Source organism: Sinomicrobium halophytocola, from assembly GCF_052983395.1.
Genome location: NZ_JBRKIT010000024.1, coordinates 14,352 through 34,977 on the forward strand (window position 1 = coordinate 14,352; position 20,626 = coordinate 34,977).

The window sequence follows — 20,626 nt, forward strand, 5'->3', positions numbered from 1 at the left end:
TATCTGTTTATACCGGTTGTCGTTATTTTCGTTTTTCCCCGGGAGCAGGCAGCAATTTCGTAGAAATTTCCCCGAAACCGATACGCACATGTTCGTTTTTACAGAAACCCTTCATGGTAACGGTATCTCCATCCTCGATAAAACTCCTCTCGGAGCCGTCTTTCATCTTCAAAGGTTTTTTTCCGCTCCAGCTAAGTTCCAGCATGGAGCCGTAGCTGTCCGGCGTAGGGCCGGATATGGTACCGCTTCCCATCAGGTCCCCGGATATCACATTACACCCGTTGACGGTATGGTGGGCTAACTGTTGCGCCATCGTCCAGTACATGTATTTGAAATTACTCCTGGACACAGTTACCGGTTCGCTGTTTTCCGGGGTAAGAATCACTTCCAGCTCAATGTCAAAACTCTTTTTTCCTTCGTATTGCAGGTAGGGAAGGGGGACGGGTTCCTGTTTTGGCCCGGCTACACGGAAAGGTTCCAGGGCATCGAGGGTAACGATCCAGGGAGAAATGGAAGACGCGAAATTCTTGGCCAGGAAAGGCCCCAGCGGTACGTATTCCCATTTCTGGATGTCCCGTGCACTCCAGTCGTTAAAGAGGACCATACCGAAGATGTAATCTTCCGCTTCTTTTACCGGAATAGGTTCGCCAAGCTGGTTGGCATCTGTGGTGATAAAGGCCATTTCCAATTCAAAATCCACCCGTTTCGACGGACCGAAAACCGGGGTCGTTTCCCCGGGAGGCATGGTTTGCCCCATAGGACGGCGTACCGGAATACCGGAAGGGACAATAGACGAGCTCCTGCCGTGATAACCTACCGGAATGTGGAGCCAGTTGGGCAGCAGGGCATTGTCCGGATCGCGGAACATCTTGCCTACATTGGTGGCGTGTTCCTTGCTGCTGTAAAAATCCGTATAATCCCCGATCTGTACCGGGAGTTGCATTTCTATTTCGTCCAGGGTAAAGAGTACAATATGTCTGTGTCCCTGATTTTCCTGTAAGGCAGGATTATTTATATCGAATAGTTCGGCGATGCGGTTACGTACCAGTCGCCAGGTTTTTTTTCCGTCGGAAATAAAATCGTTAAGGCTGTCCTGCAAAAAAATATCATCCGTAAGCGGAATACCTTCAAAGTATCCGAGCTGGTGCAGGGCGCCGAGGTCTATAGCCGTATTCCCAATCCTGGTACCGATGGTTATCACATCGTCCCTGGTGAGAAAAACACCGAAAGGGATATTCTGGATGGGGAAATCAGAATCCTTGTCTACCTGTATCCAGGACTTTCTCTGCGGGTCGTTCGCGGTGATAGGCATAATAAAATTGTTAATTTATGTTTGATAAAATTGTATTCAAAGATATTATTTTCGACCAATTTACCGAATGTATTTGTTATTTTTGGCATTTCTTTGAGAAAGTTGTTTCGAATACTCCTCATGTTCTTGAAAACGACGGACAACCGGACACTGATTATTGAACTTTGAACTTAAAAATAATGCAACGAGACGAACAGATTTTTGAACTGATTGAAGCCGAAAAGGAACGCCAGTTACACGGACTGGAACTGATAGCATCGGAGAATTTCGTAAGCGGGCAGGTCATGGAAGCGGCCGGTTCGGTACTGACCAATAAATACGCCGAAGGGTATCCCGGAAAACGCTATTACGGAGGGTGTGAAGTAGTGGATGAAGTGGAGAATATAGCTATTGAAAGAGCCAAAGCCCTGTTTGGTGCCGAATGGGTCAACGTACAGCCGCATAGCGGATCCCAGGCCAATACGGCGGTATATCACGCCTGCCTGAACCCGGGCGATAAGATCCTCGGTTTTGACCTGTCCCACGGGGGACACCTTACACACGGTTCGCCTGTGAATTTTTCCGGTAAACTCTATAATCCTGTTTTCTACGGAGTGGATGAAGAGACCGGTACGCTCAATTACGATAAAATTGAAGAAATAGCTAAAAAAGAGCAGCCCAAGCTTATTATTGCCGGAGCTTCCGCATATTCCAGGGATATAGACTTCAAACGTTTCCGGGAAATAGCCGATAGTATTGGCGCCATATTGTTTGCCGATATTTCGCATCCTGCCGGGCTGATCGCCAAAGGCATACTCAACGACCCGATTCCGCATTGCCACATTGTAACTACTACTACCCATAAAACCCTGCGCGGTCCCAGAGGTGGTATGATAATGATGGGGAAAGATTTTGAAAATCCTTTCGGCATAACCCTTAAAAACGGAAAACCGCGCATGATGTCTTCGTTGCTGGACAGTGCCGTATTCCCGGGTAACCAGGGTGGTCCGCTGGAGCATATTATCGCTGCCAAAGCAATTGCTTACGGAGAGGCACTTACCGATGAATTCCTGCATTATGCACTCCAGGTAAGGAAAAATGCGCAGACCATGGCCAAACTGTTTGTAGAAAAAGGTTATAAAGTGATCAGTGGCGGTACGGATAACCATATGATGCTTATAGATCTCAGAAACAAGGATATTTCGGGTAAAGAAGCCGAAGAAGCCCTGGTTAAAGCGGATATCACCGTGAACAAGAACATGGTGCCGTTTGACGATAAATCACCTTTCGTTACTTCCGGAATCCGTATCGGTGCCTCCGCTATTACCACAAGGGGTTTAAAAGAAGCTGATGTGGAGACCGTAGTGGAACTCATTGATGAGGTTATTATGAACCACGCCGATGATGCCGTTATTGATGAGGTAAGGGAAAAAGTCAATAGCCTGATGAAGACAAGACCGCTATTCCAGTGGTAAGCAGAATTCCCGTACCGGGACATAAAATTAAAGAAGCCTTTCGGGGCTTCTTTTTTTATTAGGGAATACCCGGGATAAATTTAATGATTTTTGGGTTTTTTAGTTCTGAGTTATGGAGGATACACAGAAGCTGAAATTCGATATATCGCAAGGTACGGGAAGGGGAATACTGGTGTAAAGACAGCTAAAAAGTAAACGTGTAAAAAGTTAAGAAACTGTTTAAATTTTGTTTCCCCGTGTTTCTAAACTCTTTAACTATTAAAACAAGTTTATTAAAGAGTGTATCACTTCTAATAGAAAATATAAGAATTCCATAGAAACGAATCCGAACTAAAAAACTACCCGATTTCTACATTTTATCCGAATGTTCTTCAACAGTCCGGAAGTGGATAAAAGTATATTTTAACGTATCAGAACTTCATCACAAATCCGCCGTAAGGCTGCATGATTACCGAAATTTTTTCATCGGGGAAAAGGTCGCTTTTGGTAAAGCTTTGCGCCTCTTTATCATCCGTTATCATATACCCGACATCAGCATTTATAAAAGAGAGATCGAGATCGAGTTCTTTTTCCGAATCTTCCCCGTTGATGCCGCATACGTACCAGTGTTTCCCTTTTTTCCTGGCAAATACCGCGTATTTCCCGGGGTAACCGTCAATAAACCGGGACGTTTCCCAATCCGTCGGCAGGGCTTTGAGATATTCTTTTACATAATCCGGCACCTGCGACATGCCCTCTGCGGTTTCTGCTATATGCTGCACACCGGAAAGGAAAAGTACGGGAAGCGCCAGTTCAAAGCCTTTGGTGGTTTTCCGGTCTATATTCGGGATTTCCGTCAGCGACATGGGAGTAAAGTCCATCGGGTCGAAGACATTGCGGGTAAAAGGCAGTATCGCACAATGTTCCGGGGCCTGGTCGGCATTGGCCTGGTCGAAGGTGATAAATTCAAAGCCTTTTACCGATTCCATTGTAACCAGGTGCGGATACGTCCGTTGCCAGCCCCTGGGAAGGGTGGTACCGTGACAATTGACCATCAGCCGGTATTCGGCGGCATCCTTAAAAATGTCGTGGTAATAGGCGATCATGGATTGTCCGTCACCGCCAAAAAAATCCACCTTGATCCCGGCAATTCCCATGTCCCGGAGTTTTCGGAATTCCTCCTGCCGGCTTTCCGCGGTCAGTAGTTGGTTCCGGGGATGATAGGGTGTGGTGTTCCAGCTTCCCGCCGAATTGTACCACAGGATGAGTTTTACGTTTTTTTGTTGTGCGTAACCGGCCAGCTCCGCTATTTTGTCATACCCGATGGTCGTGTCCCAGTTCACATCTACCAGGCAATAGGGCCATTGCATTTCCGAAGCATAATCTATAAATTCCTTTTGAATATCATAAGTGATGGATTCGTCTTTCAGTAGCGCCCAGCTCCAGGAAGCCGCCCCGGGTTTTATAAAGGAAATGTCCATATCCTCCGGTGCGGGTTTCGCCAGGTCGGTGCCAAGCGTAGATTCCGCTATGGTCTTCAGGTCGCCGATAGCGATGATGCGCCAGGGGGAATACCACGGTAAGCGCGATTCCGGTAACAGCCCTCCGCCGGGAAAAACTTCTTCCTCCTGCGGAAAAGTTACCTGGTAAGCCTTTTCTTCCTCGTGGTACCGTAACCGGGTAGCGCAGAAATTGCGTTCCGGTGCGGTTTCCGATACCAATGCCCAGGTATCCCCGTTCCGGAAAAGCGCCGGATAAACCCAGCCTTCACCGATAGGGGAAGGGGTGTCCGGGCTGACTTCCGCCAGGTAATTTTCTTCATAAGACGGATTGGAGCGTTCCCACCCGGTTTTCGCCCTGGCCATAGGTTGCAACCACGCTCGTGTATCTGCCGGGAAGTTGTAGGAAGTCATTTCCTCCCGGATTATTACAGTGGTACTATCCTCACCCTGGTTGTCGAGCGGAGTCGAGGCATGCGGGAAATAATACCGGAAAGCCACCCCGTCATCGGACAACTGGAATTCGATATCCATAGGTTTCCCGTCTTTATTCTCCAGGTGTGCAACATAGCGATGCGCTTTGTAGGATATATCTTTTTCCTTACCGTATAACAATTGATAATGATCCTCCACCTGTCCTTCGTCGGTTACGGAAAGCAGGGAGAGACCGCTGTAAAAATCCCCGTCTTCCCGGACTACACCGAGACGGGAAGTATCCAGAACTACGGAATCCCGGTAGGTTACCAGGTAAAAAGGGGCCCGGTTTTCCGAAAGTCCGAACTCAACCCGTATATGTTCGGAGGGAGCCGTAAAAAAGGCGGAAGTTTCTTTTTCCCCGGAGCAAGCCGGTATTAAGGCAAGCATCAGGAGTGCAAAACTTCGGAAAAGTAGTGTTTTGATCGGATAATACATGTGAATATAATTTATATGTACAATATACATTTATTTTTTTGAAATAGTGCAAAATAAAAGGTCCGGATACGGGAGAGTAAACGGAAATAAAAAAGGCAAGTTGCCCCGCCTTGAATGTTTTCACAACGGAAAATCCATTTGAAAGATAATAATTCTGCCTGTGAACCCCCAGGTAAAAATACAATTACTCCCAGTATAGTCTCATTGTTTTTTACAGGAGTTCGTGAACATTTTGTGTTTCTAAAAGACTCTGAAATGAAATTACAAGGGGTATTCCCTATAGGCCCGGTTGTGGCAAAATGCTATTTATGCTCATTTTTTAATGGGGTGTTCACCAGGCTGAAAGATGATATTTCGACTTTCGTTTGTTTGTATTTTAAAGGTGTATTGGGGTAAATATAAGTTTTGAGAGAATAAGGAATAGGTTAGAATTACTTATATTTATGAGTCATACACAAGCACAGGACGACCCCGATCGATAGGCAGATACCTGACTGGGCAACACAGAAAAAATCACCATACGGGAAGAATTTGATCAAAGCCCACCTACCGCCCAAACAATTTGACTGTATTCATTGATAAATCACTTTTGACTAAACCAAAAGTCGTTTAGGCTAAATCTGTTTTTTGCAACCGTCGCAACTTTGCATCAACAAAAGTCAATAAAATGCAAAACGAAATGAAAAATTGGACAACATCTAATATTCCTCAAAAAAACGGGGGTTTAGCTGTAATTACCGGTAGTACAGAAGGTGTTGGGTATGAAGATGCGCTAGCGTTATCATCAGCAGGATGGAATGTGATAATAATGGGGCGTAACGCTCAAAAGGGAGCCGAGTCTATGACTAAGATACATCAGATTAACCCGAAAGCCAAAGTGAGTTTTGAAAAAATAGACCTTGCAGATCTATCTTCAATCAAAGCTTTTGCTTTGAGAATGACCTCGAAAGGGCAAGCCATCAATCTTCTCATAAATAACGCGGGCGTAATGACACCGCCAAAACGACTCGAAACTGCTGATGGCTTTGAGTTACAGTTTGGTACAAACCATATTGGTCACTTTGCATTGACCGCCCGTCTACTTCCCTTATTGCGTAAATCAATTGATGCTCGTGTTGTTACCGTTTCAAGTGTAGCGAATCGTGAAGGTGAAATCAATTTTGATGACCTTCAGTCAGAATCTTCGTATTCTCCGATGAAAGCATACGGCCAAGCAAAACTTGCAAATCTGATGTTTGCTTTAGAACTTCAGCGACAAAGTGAAAAGCACGGTTGGGGCATAAAGAGTATGGCTGCCCATCCGGGTGTTTCCCGAACAAATCTACTTATTAATGGTGCTGGGCGATGGAGTGCAGCAGGAATGGCGAGAACTTTTCTTCCGTTTTTGTTCCAACCATCTGCACAAGGAGCATTGCCGACATTATATGCAGCCACTTCTCCGGAGGCTAAAGGAGGTTTCTATTATGGGCCAAATAAAATGAATGAAACCCGGGGATTTCCTTCTATCGCAAAAATACCTGCCCGGGCAGAGGATATAAATGTTTCTTTAAAATTATGGGAGATATCGCAAAAGTTAGCAAAAGTTGAATTTTAGTCTGTACTTTTTCAGGCTCTTATCCAAAGTATAAGCACATCTTAAAATTGGCGATTTCAATATTTGAATTCTAAAAAGATAAAACAAAATGAATAGGCAAATAAAAATTAATGATAAACTACCAATTGGTTTGATAGGTGATTATCTATTACAAACATACATTTTCAATTAATATGGCAAAGCATCTGATTTCATTGGTATTACTTATACTTTCAGCCTTTCTAAGTTTCAGAAATGGTTGGGGAGCCCTTAATGTCAGTAAAAATCCCGAATCTGTAAGATTGATGACAGAATTAGGTATCAAAGAATTGTATCTTCCTGCAATGGGCATTGCAATAATTTCTATCGGAGCTTTGATTTTATTTCCAAAAACTTTTTTACCAGGCAATATACTTAATGCAATAAGCATTGTTATTATTATAGCTTTGGCGCTCAACGCAGGAAATTATAAGATGGCATTGATAGAAATCCCTTTTCTTGCTTTACCGCTGCTATTGATTTGGTTAAAATATCCGTTTAAAAATTAACTTTGTAGAATGACAAATACAAAACCATACAGAATACAATCCATAACAGAAATACACCGTTTAATGGGGCTTCCAAAGCCACATCATCCACTAATTGGCATCATTGATGTGGCGGGAATGAAAAATAATTCTAATATAAATACCGTACTGTTTGATTTGTATGTCATTTCGCTGAAAAGAGGCTGTAACAATCTGCTTTACGGCCAACAAAAATATGATTTTGACGAAGGCTTAATGGCTTTTCTGTCGCCCGGACAGATTTTACACGGTGAAGCAGGCGGAGTGCCACCAAACCTTGAAGGTTGGATGCTATTTATGCACCCCGATTTTTTATGGGGAACATCGCTGGCAAACAAAATAAAGAAATACAAGTTCTTTGATTATTCCGTAAACGAAGCACTATTTCTTTCTGATAAGGAAGAATCGCTCATCAACGGCATTGCAGAAAATATCAAAAACGAATACCACGCAAATATTGACAAGTTCAGTCAGGATATTATCATTTCGCATCTTGAAACATTGCTGAACTATGCAGAACGCTTCTATCAACGACAATTCATTACCCGAAAAATAACCAATCATCAAATCCTTGACCGATTGGAAAAATTACTTTCTGATTATTTTAACAGCGATGATTTGGTAACCAAAGGCTTGCCGACAGTTCAATACATTTCAGACAACTTAAACGTATCGCCAACTTACTTGCGTAGTTTGCTTAAAACATTGACAGGACAAAGCACACAGCAACACATACACAACAAATTGATAGAAAAAGCCAAAGAAAAACTATCTACAACGGACTTATCAGTAAGTGAAATTGCCTACGAATTAGGCTTTGAACACCTACAATCATTTAGTAAATTATTTAAGACAAAGACCAAACAATCACCTTTAGAGTTTAGACAATCATTTAATTGAACACAAAAGAGAAAAAAGCCAGAGCAAAACAATGATAATCGTTGCACAAGCTCATAAATTTTAAAGCATGGAACTTTCATAACCACTTTTTAAGGCGGTTTTGTTTTTTTAGCCAACTGGATAAAGAGCGCTTTTTACAGGGGTTGAAAACCATTTTTTGAGCGCAAAGAGGCCGGTTTTTAATGTAAAATAGCGACATACTATCTCCGCTCCATTTTTACCTGTTTTTGAATGAATCTCAGGTACTTTTTCAGGTTATATACTATGGCTGACGCATGCCTTTGTCGGTCTGCCTTATGCCTGCCTATGGTGTTTACTTTTCAAGGTCCATAAATTGGGTAACGGCACCAAAAACCACTTTGCCGTTTGGCTTTCATATAACGCCCCAGTGAGCTGTTCACTCGTGTTATATTGCGTTCGTACTCTTTGCGGTAGGCAGTGATGCTAATTTTTTCAGGACTCTTGTCGATACACTGGGACTTGTATCAACACTATATCAATTTTTTGCTAACTTGTGCAACAGGCACATCGGCTATAAGCAATAGGAGTATAAGTGATAAAACGAAAAGACAAAACATACATCAAAGGTCAATGCTAAACTGAATAGTTTGGGGTATCAAAAACCCCAACTGATCATGCCGTAACCGTCAGCCACAATATAAAAAACAGTACCTTATTTCTCCCATTTTTCACCCCATTTATGCAAATCGAGTATTATTTTGATTAATTCCTCACCTTTATCGGTGACAGAATATTTTAGTTGTTGAGGGACAGTATTAGGTATTTCACTCTTATAAATCAATTCTTCCTTAAGCAACTCAGTAACTCGCTTAGCCAGCACTTGATCAGAGATCGTAGGGAAAATTTTCTTTAATTTACTAAATTGATAAACATCTTCAGAAATGCAATACAAAAGTTGCATTTTCCAGCGTAGCCCTATTCTTTTTAGAATTCCATTAATATTACAATAGTCAGCTAGAATGCGTAAATTTTCATAATTGGTTGACTGAACTTTTATTTCACTTGCCATAGTATTTCTTATTTCTATACCTGTCTAACTCACTTTCGGGTGAGATATTGACCTCTGTATTAATTATAAATAGTTTTGTCAAAAATTAATATCATGAAAAATAAAACATTTTTAATTTTAATTCTGATTTTTAGTATGCAAACTTTGTTTGCACAATTAAAAAACGATAAACCCACATTTGTTTTAGTACATGGAGCGTGGCACGGCGGGTGGTGCTGGAAAAATGTTAAGAAAAACCTCGTCGACAAAGATTATGCTACATATACCCCGAGCTTAAGTGGTATGGGAGAACATAAACATAATCTGAATGATAGTATAAGCCTTAAAACGCATATTCTGGATATTATTAATTTAATACTAATGGAAGATTTAGAAAATGTGATTTTAGTTGGGCATAGTTATGCGGGTTCTGTAATTACCGGTGTAGCAGATAGTATTCCGGAACGATTGAACAAATTGATTTATCTCGACGCAATGCTTGTACATGATGGAGAGAGCCCAATAACTTCAGAACCTGAATCAGAGCAACTTAAAAAGAGAAAGATTTTTAAGAAAAAGGTACATTTCCAACCTATATCATCCACATATTTCGGCATTTCTGATACTACTCAGATAGTATGGGTTAATAAACGATTAACCCCTCAACCCTATATGACTTTTGGACAACCTTTAAAACTAAAGCATAATTTCGGCAATGGTGTCCCCATGATTTATATCGCATGTACCAACCCTCAACTTTCGGTTTTAAAAGATAGAAGTGACAAACTTAAGAATGACCCAGCGTGGAACTATTTGACATTAAATACAGGACATGACGCAATGATTACCATGCCAAATGAACTGTCCTTAATGCTTATGGAGTTGACTGAATAGAATATAAGTATTAATGGACAGTGATTCCAATTTGCAGATAATAGGATTGTTTTTGGCATTAATGGAAATAATTATTGTTTAATAATAAAATTTAATTTTTACTATCAAATATGGGAGATAAGGTTTATTGGAACTCACGCGAAATTTGATATAATAGACGCTAACGAAATTTAGATATGAAAATTAAAACGATAAAAAACGAAAAGAATTATCAATGCACCTAACAGATTTGAGGAAATTTTTGGTGCGAAATTGGGAATGCCAGAAGGCGATGAACTCAAAATATTATCAATTTTAATCGAAGATTATTGATAAAACACTGTGGCTAACACCATATAACTTCAATTGCGTCTTTGTATGCCGTGGGAACAACCATGCAAATGTAAGATTCGGAAATTTTAGCTATCTTAGTTTCAAACCAACACCAACTGAAAGTTATACAAACACCTTGGCGGTAATTTGAAAACAAATAAATGAACAAATATTTGCCAATCCTATTATTGGTCTTTTCATCAAATTTTGTATTTACTCAAAACGGTAAAATTCTATCGAAAAGATTGGTTAATCTTTCACAAACCCCGATTTGGAATAAAATATCTGAAAATGATTCTCTGACATCCGATTTCAACCACTTAAAAAAGTTGGATTTCTATTTCATCACCTACCAAAGCGATAGTTTAAAAGTAAACGGACTTTTAGTTGAGCCTAAAAAAGACGGAAAATATCCGGTTGTGATTTTTAATCGCGGTGGAAACAGGGATTTTGCCCAATTGACAGTCGCTACAATGATTATATATACTTCAAAATTAGCAGAACAAGGTTATGTGGTAATTGGTAGTAACTACCGCCAAAAAGATGAATTTGGAGGTGCGGAAATTAATGATGTTTTAAACTTAACGGAGAGTGTGAGAGAAATTGAAAAAGCTGACCCGAATTGTATTGGAATGTTCGGTTGGTCAAGAGGTGGAATGATGACTTATTTAGCGCTTCAAAAATCGGACAAAATTAAAACCGCGATCATTGGGAATGGACCAACAGACCTTTTTGGAACAATTGCAGACCGACCGGAAATGGAAACAAAAGTAATAGCTGAATGCGTTCCGGACTATTGGAAAAACAAAAATTCTGAATTGAAAAAACGTTCTGTAATTTATTGGGCTGACGAATTAGACAAGAACAGCAGTCTGCTAATATTGTGTGGAACTAATGACAAAAGAGTAAACCCAAAACAGGCAGATGAAATCGCAACGAGCTTAAAAGAAATAAATTACGACTTTGAATTAAAAAAAATTAAAACAGACCATTTCTTTTCAGATAAAAAAACCGAATTGAACGAATTGGTTATCGATTGGTTTAATGAAAAGTTAAAAACTACACCCAACGTGGCTATTAAAAAATAACAGGCTTAACCCGAAGTTTTTGTATTTTTCAAACCAATAATAGGGCCATTCGGCAAGGTTTGTGTTTACTTGTATGTTACTTTTCATAGTTGCAACACGTTAGTGATAAGCTAAAAAGACATCTGTAACAATTAAAGAAAGGTTTACATTTTTATATTTAACACAAAACCAAATTATGAAACGACAAATACTGGCAATATTAATAATCTTTCAGGTAAGCCTGGTGTTCGGACAAACCTCATTAAATGAAATTGACCTGAACAACGGAAAATACAAAGTAGGATTTCAACATTACACCACTGCTGACAGTACAAGAACTTACAGCCGGATCTTTGACTACACCAATAAAAAGGTAGCAAGACCAATTCCCGTAAGTATATGGTATCCTTCTGAACAAAATGTGGTCAACGGAGAGCCGTTGGCGGTTTTAGATTACCTTGAAATCCTGAAAGAAGAAGAGGAATGGGAGCATTTGCCCAATGAACAAATATTAAACTGGTTCAATTATCCCAACACCCCTGCAAATCAAAAACACCTTATAGAACAAACGACAGCATACGCCAAAGCAGCATTCGGAAAAGGAAAATTCCCGGTAATTGTCTATGCTCCAAGTTACCAGGCATCATCCATCGAGAACTTTGCGCTTTGTGAATATTTGGCAAGTCATGGATATATTGTTATATCAAGCCCTAGTCGGGGAACCGAAACCCGTTGGTTCGGCAATAACAATGCAAAGGAAATGGAAACCCAGGGCAGGGATGTAGCGTTTTTGATGAAAGAAGTAAGTAAATTTCCAATTGCGGATTATGACAAAATTGCAATAATGGGTTTTAGCTTTGGCGGTTTATCAAATATCATCGTGCAAAATCGCAATGACAATGTAAAGGCTATTGTCAGCCTTGACGGCACAGAAAGATACCAATATGCGCTACTAAAACAATCACCGTTTTTCGCTGCTCAAAAAATAGATGTGCCCTACATGCATATGGCACAGAAAGACATTCCCGGAATAGTCTTGAAAGAAGATAATATTAATGCCGAACTTAACACAAAATTTCAGTTATTCGACAGTTTATCGAAGAGTAAGGCATATCGGTTAAAGTTTCACAACCTTACACATAGCTATTTCAGTACTTTGGGCGTTCTCTTTGAAAATAGGGATAAAAGACAAGACAAAAGCGATGCTGAAATAATGGAATCCTACAAATGGGTTGCGATGTACACATTGAATTTTTTGGATGCCGCATTAAATAAGGATAAAAACGCATTAAAGTTCATCGAAAACAATCCGCGTGATAACGGGGTTACAAATAGCCTGGTAACTCTGAAAATTAAACAACCGGAAAAAGAAGAGTACACATTCCGGGATTTTAATGACCTGGCATCAGACCGAAACTATGAAAACTTATTACAACGCTATGACTCCATAGCGAAAATACATCCTTCGTTTAAAATTCCGGAAGGCCATTTAAATTACCTTGGACTACAACTTGTTTTCAACCCGGATACTTCAGATCAAGGAATAAATGTATTTTTATTGGCAACAAAACTGTATCCTAATTCTGCAAATCTTTACGATAGCTTAGCAGAGGGATATCTATTTGTTGGCAGTAAAGTCAAGGCGATTGAAAACTATGAAAAATCATTGGAGTTAAATTCCCAAAATCAAAATGCTGTGGATAGGTTAAAACAATTAAGGGAGTAAAGCCAATCGCTAAAGGTTCTTGAATCCGGGATGCTTTTGTAGAATTGCAGCCAACCTATATATAAACATCATATCATGTTTATTTTCAGTACATAAGTATAAAAGAAAGTAGCCTCCATACGCAACGGGTTTTTTTCGTTTTCCAAAAAAAGTAAATTTTAAGGAACCCAACTCCCAAAAAGCCACAAGGAGAAATTATTTTTCTGCTTCTTTCATTGGAAAACTAAAATCAAATAATGCTTGGGGATGGATTTCCAAACCTTTTGCAAGTTCAATAATGGTCCGGAATTCCAAACTTTTCTGGCCCTTTTCAATTTTTGAAATAGCGCTGAAATCTACATCACATTTCTGCGCTAACTGCCTATAACTTAGCTTTAGCTCATTTCTTCGTTTGAAAACATTTTCCCCGAATTTTTGAATGTAAACCTGGTCTCGATTCATCTATGAGTTCTTATAAGAAGCAATCTCATAAATTTCAACACAAAAAATGTAGGTAAAACAAGCTACAATTGAATATTTTTTATATATTTGATCCACAATTAATATATTTGCGAACTTCTTAAGTAAAAAATATTAGAAGCATTCGCTTTGAATCTCACATTGAAAACTGGTAATTTTTAGCAACGAGATGATAAGCAGATTGCTCACGACCCGGGGCGTGGGCTCTCTTATTGTTGCACGGTATACCAGTACCTCAATGTGATAAGTTGAGCTCCACGCCTTTTATTTTCAGATACAGGGCCTTCTTCTCAACCATTTTCAAAGTTATCTTCTCTTTATAAAGCGTAAGAACTCGCATCAGCTATTTAAACGAGGTCTGTTATGTCACACCGTAATTACGAATTATTAAAAAACGGCGACCCTGCCGCTTTAGAACAAATTTATGTGCAATATCGCAGAATCATTTTTTGGATCGGTAATCGAATTCTAAAAGATCATTTTGTAGTAGAATCCCTGGTCCAGGATACTTTTTTAAAGTTATGGGTGCTTAGGGACAGGATAGAAACGCCTGAGCATATGCTCTATTTCTTAAAGTTTGTGATGAAAAGGGAATGTATTTCATACTACACCAAACCCAGGAATAAGTTTTTCAGGAAAGTCAATTCGTTGGAGGACTACGACAATTACCAGGACTATCTGGCGGGGTACGACCCGGCAAGTGTGTCTGAAAACCTGGAAGACCAGGAGTCGGAGCAAAAGGCCTTCGACAGGGTCAAAAGCATATTGCCCCTGCTCAATGCGGAAAGAAGACATTTGATTGAACTCTGCTTAAAATACGGTTTTCAATATAAAGCCATTGCCGAAGTGATGGGAAAGGGCATCACCGAAACCAGCAACGAGGTAAAACGCGCTATCCGGGATATTAAAACCATCGTCCATCAAGGGGGGAAGATTAAAACGGAACAAAAGCCTGCTGTTGAAAGGAAGGCCCCGGGTGTGATGACCGAAGAGCAGGAAAGGGTACTGGAGCTCAGGTGCGACAAGAAGTACTCCTTTGCTTCAATTGCCGAAGCACTGAACCTGTCCCAAAAGGAAGTCCATAAAGAATTTGTAACCGCGTATAGACTCATGCAGCAGAAACATAATCTACAAATGGAATCTGCTTAGTATGGAAAAATCACCATTAAAACTTACACGAAAGATTCAGTTATTGGTGGACCTGCCTACCAAAGAAGAAAGAAAGGAGGCGTTGGGTAAACTTTACCAGTGGCAGAACCAGTGTTTTAGAGCGGCGAACCTTATTGTTTCCCATTTATATATACAGGAAATGATCAAAGATTTCCTTTACCTGTCAGAAGGGATCAAATATAAACTGGCCGATGAAAAAAAAGATGAAAATGGCATCTTGAAATGTTCCCGGATCAATACGACCTATCGAGTAGTATCTGATCGCTTTAAAGGTGAAATCCCTACCGCTATCCTGTCAAGTCTAAACAATACTTTACGCTCTATTTTTAATAAAAACAAATCAGAATATTGGAAAGGTCTGCGTTCACTTGATAATTTTAAAAAAGACATGGCATTTCCATTTGCTCCGGATTGTATATGGCGGTTATCCCATATTACCGATAAAAAGGCGTTTTGCTTCCGGTTATTTTCAATACCATTTAAGACGTATTTAGGAAAGGATTTTACCGACAAACGAAGACTCCTGGAACGTGTAGTAGAAGGAAACGTCAAGCTCTGTACCTCTCATATTCAACTAAAAGGCAGAAAAATATTTTGGCTGGCGACATTTGAAATTGAAAAGGAAAAACACGGTCTGAAACCGGAGATCATAGCAGAAGCATCGCTCTCTCTTGAATATCCCATTATAGTGAAAATCGGCAAAGCCAGGCTCACTATTGGTACCCAGGAAGAGTTTTTATACCGAAGGCTGGCCATACAGGCCGCCCGGAAGAGGGCCCAGGCAGGGGCTACCTACTGCAAATCGGGAAAAGGACGTAAACGAAAACTTAAAGCGGTGGATAAGTTCCGCAATGAGGAAAGCAATTATGTACGTCATCGTATACATCTATACAGTAGAAAACTCATTGATTTCTGTATCAAACATCAGGCAGGAACACTCATTTTAGTAAACCAGGAAGACAAGATCGGGATTGCCAAAGAGGAAGAATTCGTACTACGGAACTGGAGTTATTATGAACTTATGACCAAAATAAAGTACAAAGCCGAGAAAGCAGGTATTGAACTTATTACAGATTAAGAGGTTTATCGAGGGTGCTTGTACACCCGTAAGGTGAGGTTAAGGACACTCACTAAATGCATATAGCATATACAACCAAGTTTTTCCTGCTTCCCCTTTTTTTTAAGCCTTCTTTAAATGTAGCTGATAATAGATTTATTCGCTAAAAATTTTCTCAAAGAATTTTTGGAATTCGATATTTTGAAAGTTTTCAAACAAAACAAAATATTCTTAAACACCTTGAAAATGAAAAAGAAATGATAAACGCTATATATGAACGGCCACCAAAAAAAAAGAATTTTTAGGCATAAAATTTTCAACGGACAATTTGACATTGGAAAATTACAAAATTGAAGATTTAAAACATATTATCGGTTTTTTAGATGAAAATTGAGTTAAAAACATCAATATTCGTAAGGAAATTTACCGCAAAAAACATCTCCAGGGTAGGCTACAAGAGCCTGTACCGGATTTGATAAAACTGAAATATTAAAAAAACTCGGAATAAATAACTAATGGCTACACCGTATATAGCGTAGCGTGCTTATTTTTTCTCATAATTCCCATTCTACTGGGAATATTATTGTATTTATCGGAGGTGTTATTCGGTTTAATTTTTTTCATTATATACACCAAATTCTGCAATTGACGGTTGCTTGTTAATAGAGTTAGTAATGGTTATTTTAATTTTATTTCCATACACACGTTTAAAATGATGAATTTTAACTTTTCCGGAATTATTGCCATCCAGTAATTTATGCCATTTGTTATTTGAGAAATATTTGATAGTGTATGACGTAATGTTGGCACTATTTTCTGTTATAGAGATCATATTAAAACCTTCTTCTTTTCTTAAATCAACTTCCCACCACGGATTTTTAACATCCCGATGTGATTGCCATGAAGAACCAAAATCATCATCATTAGCAAAATCCATAATATTCATATCATTACTCCAGCTACTGTAAGAGGGTTTAAATTTTGCCAAATTGTGCGAAATAATAGGAGCATCATAATTCCCCTCTAATTTAGTCATTGGCCCTTCATTCTTCCACAAGTGCCCAATTTGTTTAAGTGCTGCTAAAGCATTGTCATCTATTTTTCCATGACGATTCGGTGCTACGTTTAAAATAAAATTACAATGGGCTTCATTAAGTGGAATTAAATTTTCTTTTACCAGTTTTTCAGGATCTTTAACGGCTTGTTTCGGGAACCAAGGTTTCCAAAACCAGTTTTGTTGTATTGGGTAACAGGATAATGCTGGTAAAATATTTTCATTTTTCTCAATATGTTGTCCCGCATTTTGTTCATAAGACTTTATATCTGTATAAAACAGGGCATCTTTAGGATATTTTGCTGCATTTAAGTCCATGACTAAACAGTCAGGTTGAATTGATTTAACTAATCGATAAAGTTCTTCAAAAGGAACATCGTCATAAGAAATACGAGACCAGGGAGCATCCCACCCGTCAATAATTAAAGCATCAATTTCACCATAATTGGTAAGTAATTCTGTTAACTGATTTTTAATCATTTGCACTTTTTCAGGAGTAATTAATCCGGGACGGATTTTATGGTGAATATCTAAAATAGAAAAATACAACATCACTTTCAACCCTTCTTTTCTAAATGCATCGGCATATGCTTTCACAACATCTTTATGTAAAGGACTGCTCATTACACTATAATTTGTAGTTTTCGTATCCCAAATGCAAAATCCACTATGATGTTTTGTAGTTAAACAACCATACGTCATATCAGCAGACTTAGCAGCCTTTGCCCATTGCTCGCAATCCAAACTGTCTGGATTAAATATTTTAGGACTGGCGTCCGGATCTGCCCAGTCGTCCTCCATATATGTAGGAATATTATAGTGTATAAACATTCCGAAGCGTAAATCAATAAAGTCTTGTTGTAGTTTTACTAATTGATCAGGAGCTTTTTGTGCTAAAGCGCCAGATACTGAAAAGAATAAACATAAAAGAGTTAAAATATAAATTGTCTTTTTTTTCATGACATGAAGAGTATAATGGCTTTTTTTGTAATGCAAATATCTAAAATAAAACTATTTACCTTTTGTGGTTTTTGGTCTTTAATTTGTACTTTTCCGAGATTTTAAATTGACTATGGAAAATAGTATACTTTCTCAATTAGATATTCAAATAATCCATGTAGATCATATAAGATTCGAAAATGATTTAAAATATGAAAATATAATTAGTCCATTTACCAGGCTTTATTATATACATAAAGGAAGGGCAGAAGTATACATAAATGAAAAACCCGTAATTTTAAAAGAACAATTTTTATATATTATTCCTGCTTTTACTATGTGTACTTATTTATTCGAGAAGGGAATGGATCATTATTTTAGTCATTGTGTTTTTTCTTTATCCAACGGATTAAACCCTTTTATTTATTTTGAAATACAACAGGAAATTAAAGCTACTTTACTAGATAAACTTTTATTTAAAGAATTATTTGAGTTAAATCCCAATAAGAGATTGCCCGATTATGACCCTCATATATACCAAAAAACGATGTGGAACACTAAAAATGAATATCAAAAAGAACTTCAGATATTATGGGGGTCAACAGGGATTATGCAGCAATTTTTTTCAAAATTTATAAAAAAAGAAAGGCAAAGATCGTTGCAAAATTTATTAAGATATAATATAGAGAGTATCTTTTATTTTATTAAATTTAATTTGAATACAGACATTTCTGTAAAACAACTGGCAAATATGGCACATCTTTCTACGGATCATTTCTCAAAAGTATTTAGACAAGTTATAGGAATTGGTCCAAAGGAATATCTGATAAGGCAACGTCTTGAAAAAGCTCAGCTATTATTACTTACTACAGATATGCCCATAATTGAAATTATTGAAAATACCAATTTTAAAACACCTGCGTATTTCTCTAGAATATTCAAAAAATACAACAGAATCACTCCAACAGCTTACCGGAAAAAGAGAAAATTGTATTAGTTTTTCAGAGGTAAGCCTTTTATTTATTCGAATATACCCCGTTGGCATTATAATTTGGAATTAGATCAATAAAAATAATTACCGACACTACACATTTACGCCGACCTTGAAAAATATTGTGCATCCAATATAAGGTCATTAAAAACTAGAAACACTTTCCCTGAAGTATTAATGATTTCAAAATTCTATATTTTGAAAAGTCAATTTTATCATAATGGGAAGTTTCAAATTCGGTAAATTAAGAAAATATACAAAAGTACATTTAGCCGTCTGTTGCAAACCATATTAATTCTTGAAATATGAAAAAACGCAGTCTATTAGACCTTCTCATATTTGTGTTTGTAAATTGTTACAGTCGATGAATCGGAAATTGATAATTGTTTATATATTATAAAAGCGGAGAGTAATAAATTTTTTACCACCGACAATTTGCCAGGTGAATATTCAGAAAATATTTTTGAGGCGCGAATAACATATCATATAACTGAGAAAAGAGGCAATTGTGGTTTTGCAGGATCTCTGATCAAAATAAAGATCTTAAAACTCGTTGTGTTGCATTTAAAGAAATAATACTGAAAAGTGATAGATATGAAAGAAAATACATTTGAGGAATTTCATAAAACAACATTAAGTTTATTAAAACTGCTACTTTCTTTATCGGAAGAACAATTGAATTTTCAACCAAAAGCAGGATGGTCGGCCGGACAATTTGGAGAGCATTTATTGAAATCGTATGCTTTTGTCAAGACATTGAACGGAAAAACAAGAAAAACAGAACGACCAATTGACCAAAAATTGAAACCGATCAAAACTCTGTTTTCTGATACATCGATTAAAATGGATGCGCCAAAGGCAATTTTACCATCTAAGAAAAAAGTAATCAAAAAGGAGCTAATTAAAGATTTAGAAGATAGGATTGAGCAGATAAAAAAGGTCATAAAAACAAAAGATTTGGCTTTAATATGTATTGATTTTTCAATTCCAGAGTATGGCGAATTCACAAGATTGGAATGGATATGGTTCAATATCTACCATACGCAAAGACATATTCACCAATTAGAAAATATGATGGCTTCAAATAACATTAGAACGACCTAACCGAATGAAAACTATGCACATCATTCAAGAATATTTTTCTTGTCATGAAACAAGTGATAAGGGAACTTTGGAAAGGCTTCGTGATGACAGCTTTGAATTCAGTAGTCCTCAAAATAGTATGTAGCCTTCCCCAATTTGTGGCCTCCCTGTAAAGATACGCCTCCCTTTGTCACCGGACCGGTATATCGGATTCCCGGCCGGATAACCTGAGGCCTGTTTTTGCCGTTTAAGGGATTACGTTTACACCGAACCGGTTTGTGTTAGCCGCTAACCCGTTCCCTTTAGCGGTCAACCGAACTACTTATGCGGCAAACGTATTTGGTTAAGCGGTCAACTTAACCCCTTTAGCGGTCAACCGAACTACTTGTGCGGCAAACGTATTTGCTTAAGCGGTCAACCTAACCGGTTTAGCCGTCAAAGCAACCCGTTTAGCGGTCAACCGAACTACTTATGCGGCCAACGTATTTGGTTAAGCGGTCAACCTAACCGGTTTAGCCGTCAAAGCAACCCGTTTAGCGGTCAACCGAACTACTTATGCGGCAAACGTATTTGATTAAGCGGTCAACCTAACTGGTTTAGCCGTCAAAGCAACCCGTTTAGCGGCTAAAGGGAATGGTTTAGCTGCTAAACCAACTACTTATGCGGTTAA

The 20,626-nt window shown here is 38.5% G+C and carries 16 protein-coding genes and 1 pseudogene; 12 read left to right on the forward strand and 5 right to left on the reverse strand.

The features are described from left to right. Positions 1–22 precede the first annotated feature (22 nt). On the reverse strand, positions 23–1,312 hold the full coding sequence (gene fahA / locus ACVBDY_RS07925) for a fumarylacetoacetase (RefSeq protein ID WP_447174930.1): 1,290 nt from the start codon (positions 1,310–1,312) through the stop codon (positions 23–25). A 179-nt stretch (positions 1,313–1,491) separates the two neighbouring features. Between fahA and glyA the strand changes: the two genes are divergently transcribed. Further along, positions 1,492–2,766 carry a serine hydroxymethyltransferase gene (gene glyA / locus ACVBDY_RS07930; RefSeq protein ID WP_447174931.1) on the forward strand — a complete coding sequence of 425 codons (1,275 nt, stop codon included), beginning with the start codon at positions 1,492–1,494 and terminating at the stop codon, positions 2,764–2,766. Positions 2,767–3,176: 410 nt separating this feature from the next. On the opposite strand, the gene ACVBDY_RS07935 is transcribed toward glyA, so the two are convergent. Next, complete coding sequence (locus ACVBDY_RS07935; RefSeq protein WP_447174932.1) at positions 3,177–5,156, reverse strand: glycoside hydrolase family 97 protein; 1,980 nt, start codon at positions 5,154–5,156, stop codon at positions 3,177–3,179. Between the two features lie 667 nt (positions 5,157–5,823). Between ACVBDY_RS07935 and ACVBDY_RS07940 the strand changes: the two genes are divergently transcribed. From ACVBDY_RS07940 to ACVBDY_RS07950, 3 genes are all read left to right on the forward strand, one after another. Next, positions 5,824–6,750, forward strand: a complete 927-nt coding sequence (locus ACVBDY_RS07940) for an SDR family oxidoreductase (RefSeq protein ID WP_447174933.1) — start codon at positions 5,824–5,826, stop codon at positions 6,748–6,750. 173 nt (positions 6,751–6,923) lie between these two features. Further along, positions 6,924–7,277: a hypothetical protein gene (locus tag ACVBDY_RS07945; protein WP_447174934.1), complete on the forward strand. Its 354-nt coding sequence runs from the start codon at positions 6,924–6,926 to the stop codon at positions 7,275–7,277. A gap of 9 nt (positions 7,278–7,286) precedes the next feature. Further along, on the forward strand, positions 7,287–8,195 hold the full coding sequence (locus ACVBDY_RS07950; RefSeq protein ID WP_447174935.1) for a helix-turn-helix domain-containing protein: 909 nt from the start codon (positions 7,287–7,289) through the stop codon (positions 8,193–8,195). A gap of 673 nt (positions 8,196–8,868) precedes the next feature. Here the strand turns inward: ACVBDY_RS07950 and ACVBDY_RS07955 are convergent. Then, positions 8,869–9,225, reverse strand: a complete 357-nt coding sequence (locus ACVBDY_RS07955) for a winged helix-turn-helix transcriptional regulator (RefSeq protein WP_447174936.1) — start codon at positions 9,223–9,225, stop codon at positions 8,869–8,871. Positions 9,226–9,318: 93 nt separating this feature from the next. Here ACVBDY_RS07955 and ACVBDY_RS07960 point away from each other — a divergent pair, with 93 nt between their 5' ends. The 4 genes and pseudogenes from ACVBDY_RS07960 to ACVBDY_RS07975 all read left to right on the forward strand — a co-directional run bounded on the left by ACVBDY_RS07960 (position 9,319) and on the right by ACVBDY_RS07975 (position 13,203). Continuing rightward, the gene (locus ACVBDY_RS07960) at positions 9,319–10,098 is read left to right on the forward strand and encodes an alpha/beta hydrolase (protein WP_447174937.1); all 780 of its coding nucleotides are present in this window, start codon (positions 9,319–9,321) and stop codon (positions 10,096–10,098) included. A gap of 42 nt (positions 10,099–10,140) precedes the next feature. After that, positions 10,141–10,272, forward strand: a pseudogene (locus tag ACVBDY_RS07965) (type II toxin-antitoxin system HigB family toxin); the annotation flags it as partial. A gap of 299 nt (positions 10,273–10,571) precedes the next feature. After that, positions 10,572–11,498, forward strand: coding sequence for an alpha/beta hydrolase family protein (locus tag ACVBDY_RS07970; RefSeq protein ID WP_447174938.1), 927 nt, complete (start codon positions 10,572–10,574; stop codon positions 11,496–11,498). A gap of 175 nt (positions 11,499–11,673) precedes the next feature. Beyond that, positions 11,674–13,203 (forward strand): dienelactone hydrolase family protein, encoded by a 1,530-nt coding sequence (locus ACVBDY_RS07975; RefSeq protein WP_447174939.1) that lies wholly within the window; start codon positions 11,674–11,676, stop codon positions 13,201–13,203. A 195-nt stretch (positions 13,204–13,398) separates the two neighbouring features. Here ACVBDY_RS07975 and ACVBDY_RS07980 read toward each other — a convergent pair whose 3' ends face one another. After that, complete coding sequence (locus tag ACVBDY_RS07980) at positions 13,399–13,644, reverse strand: helix-turn-helix domain-containing protein (RefSeq protein WP_447174940.1); 246 nt, start codon at positions 13,642–13,644, stop codon at positions 13,399–13,401. Positions 13,645–14,025: 381 nt separating this feature from the next. Between ACVBDY_RS07980 and ACVBDY_RS07985 the strand changes: the two genes are divergently transcribed. Both ACVBDY_RS07985 and ACVBDY_RS07990 read left to right on the forward strand, forming a co-directional pair. Continuing rightward, positions 14,026–14,811, forward strand: coding sequence for an RNA polymerase sigma factor (locus ACVBDY_RS07985; RefSeq protein ID WP_447174941.1), 786 nt, complete (start codon positions 14,026–14,028; stop codon positions 14,809–14,811). 1 nt (position 14,812) lies between these two features. Further along, on the forward strand, positions 14,813–15,910 hold the full coding sequence (locus ACVBDY_RS07990) for a hypothetical protein (RefSeq protein ID WP_447174942.1): 1,098 nt from the start codon (positions 14,813–14,815) through the stop codon (positions 15,908–15,910). Between the two features lie 589 nt (positions 15,911–16,499). Here the strand turns inward: ACVBDY_RS07990 and ACVBDY_RS07995 are convergent. Continuing rightward, complete coding sequence (locus ACVBDY_RS07995) at positions 16,500–17,903, reverse strand: alpha-L-fucosidase (protein WP_447174943.1); 1,404 nt, start codon at positions 17,901–17,903, stop codon at positions 16,500–16,502. Positions 17,904–18,015: 112 nt separating this feature from the next. Here ACVBDY_RS07995 and ACVBDY_RS08000 point away from each other — a divergent pair, with 112 nt between their 5' ends. Beyond that, complete coding sequence (locus tag ACVBDY_RS08000) at positions 18,016–18,879, forward strand: helix-turn-helix domain-containing protein (RefSeq protein ID WP_447174944.1); 864 nt, start codon at positions 18,016–18,018, stop codon at positions 18,877–18,879. Between the two features lie 588 nt (positions 18,880–19,467). Continuing rightward, positions 19,468–19,977: a DinB family protein gene (locus ACVBDY_RS08005; RefSeq protein WP_447174945.1), complete on the forward strand. Its 510-nt coding sequence runs from the start codon at positions 19,468–19,470 to the stop codon at positions 19,975–19,977. The last annotated feature ends 649 nt before the right edge of the window (positions 19,978–20,626 follow it).

Bases quoted from the DNA above. Each gene is read 5' to 3' on its own strand.
- ACVBDY_RS07980 (WP_447174940.1), bottom strand. From the start codon at position 13,644: ATGAATCGAGACCAGGTTTACATTCAAAAATTCGGGGAAAATGTTTTC.
- ACVBDY_RS07955 (WP_447174936.1), bottom strand. From the start codon at position 9,225: ATGGCAAGTGAAATAAAAGTTCAGTCAACCAATTATGAAAATTTACGC.
- fahA (WP_447174930.1), bottom strand. From the start codon at position 1,312: ATGCCTATCACCGCGAACGACCCGCAGAGAAAGTCCTGGATACAGGTA.
- ACVBDY_RS07960 (WP_447174937.1), top strand. From the start codon at position 9,319: ATGAAAAATAAAACATTTTTAATTTTAATTCTGATTTTTAGTATGCAA.
- ACVBDY_RS07985 (WP_447174941.1), top strand. From the start codon at position 14,026: ATGTCACACCGTAATTACGAATTATTAAAAAACGGCGACCCTGCCGCT.
- ACVBDY_RS07945 (WP_447174934.1), top strand. From the start codon at position 6,924: ATGGCAAAGCATCTGATTTCATTGGTATTACTTATACTTTCAGCCTTT.
- ACVBDY_RS07940 (WP_447174933.1), top strand. From the start codon at position 5,824: ATGCAAAACGAAATGAAAAATTGGACAACATCTAATATTCCTCAAAAA.
- ACVBDY_RS07975 (WP_447174939.1), top strand. From the start codon at position 11,674: ATGAAACGACAAATACTGGCAATATTAATAATCTTTCAGGTAAGCCTG.
- ACVBDY_RS07950 (WP_447174935.1), top strand. From the start codon at position 7,287: ATGACAAATACAAAACCATACAGAATACAATCCATAACAGAAATACAC.
- ACVBDY_RS08005 (WP_447174945.1), top strand. From the start codon at position 19,468: ATGAAAGAAAATACATTTGAGGAATTTCATAAAACAACATTAAGTTTA.
- ACVBDY_RS08000 (WP_447174944.1), top strand. From the start codon at position 18,016: ATGGAAAATAGTATACTTTCTCAATTAGATATTCAAATAATCCATGTA.
- ACVBDY_RS07970 (WP_447174938.1), top strand. From the start codon at position 10,572: ATGAACAAATATTTGCCAATCCTATTATTGGTCTTTTCATCAAATTTT.
- ACVBDY_RS07995 (WP_447174943.1), bottom strand. From the start codon at position 17,903: ATGAAAAAAAAGACAATTTATATTTTAACTCTTTTATGTTTATTCTTT.
- glyA (WP_447174931.1), top strand. From the start codon at position 1,492: ATGCAACGAGACGAACAGATTTTTGAACTGATTGAAGCCGAAAAGGAA.
- ACVBDY_RS07935 (WP_447174932.1), bottom strand. From the start codon at position 5,156: ATGTATTATCCGATCAAAACACTACTTTTCCGAAGTTTTGCACTCCTG.
- ACVBDY_RS07990 (WP_447174942.1), top strand. From the start codon at position 14,813: ATGGAAAAATCACCATTAAAACTTACACGAAAGATTCAGTTATTGGTG.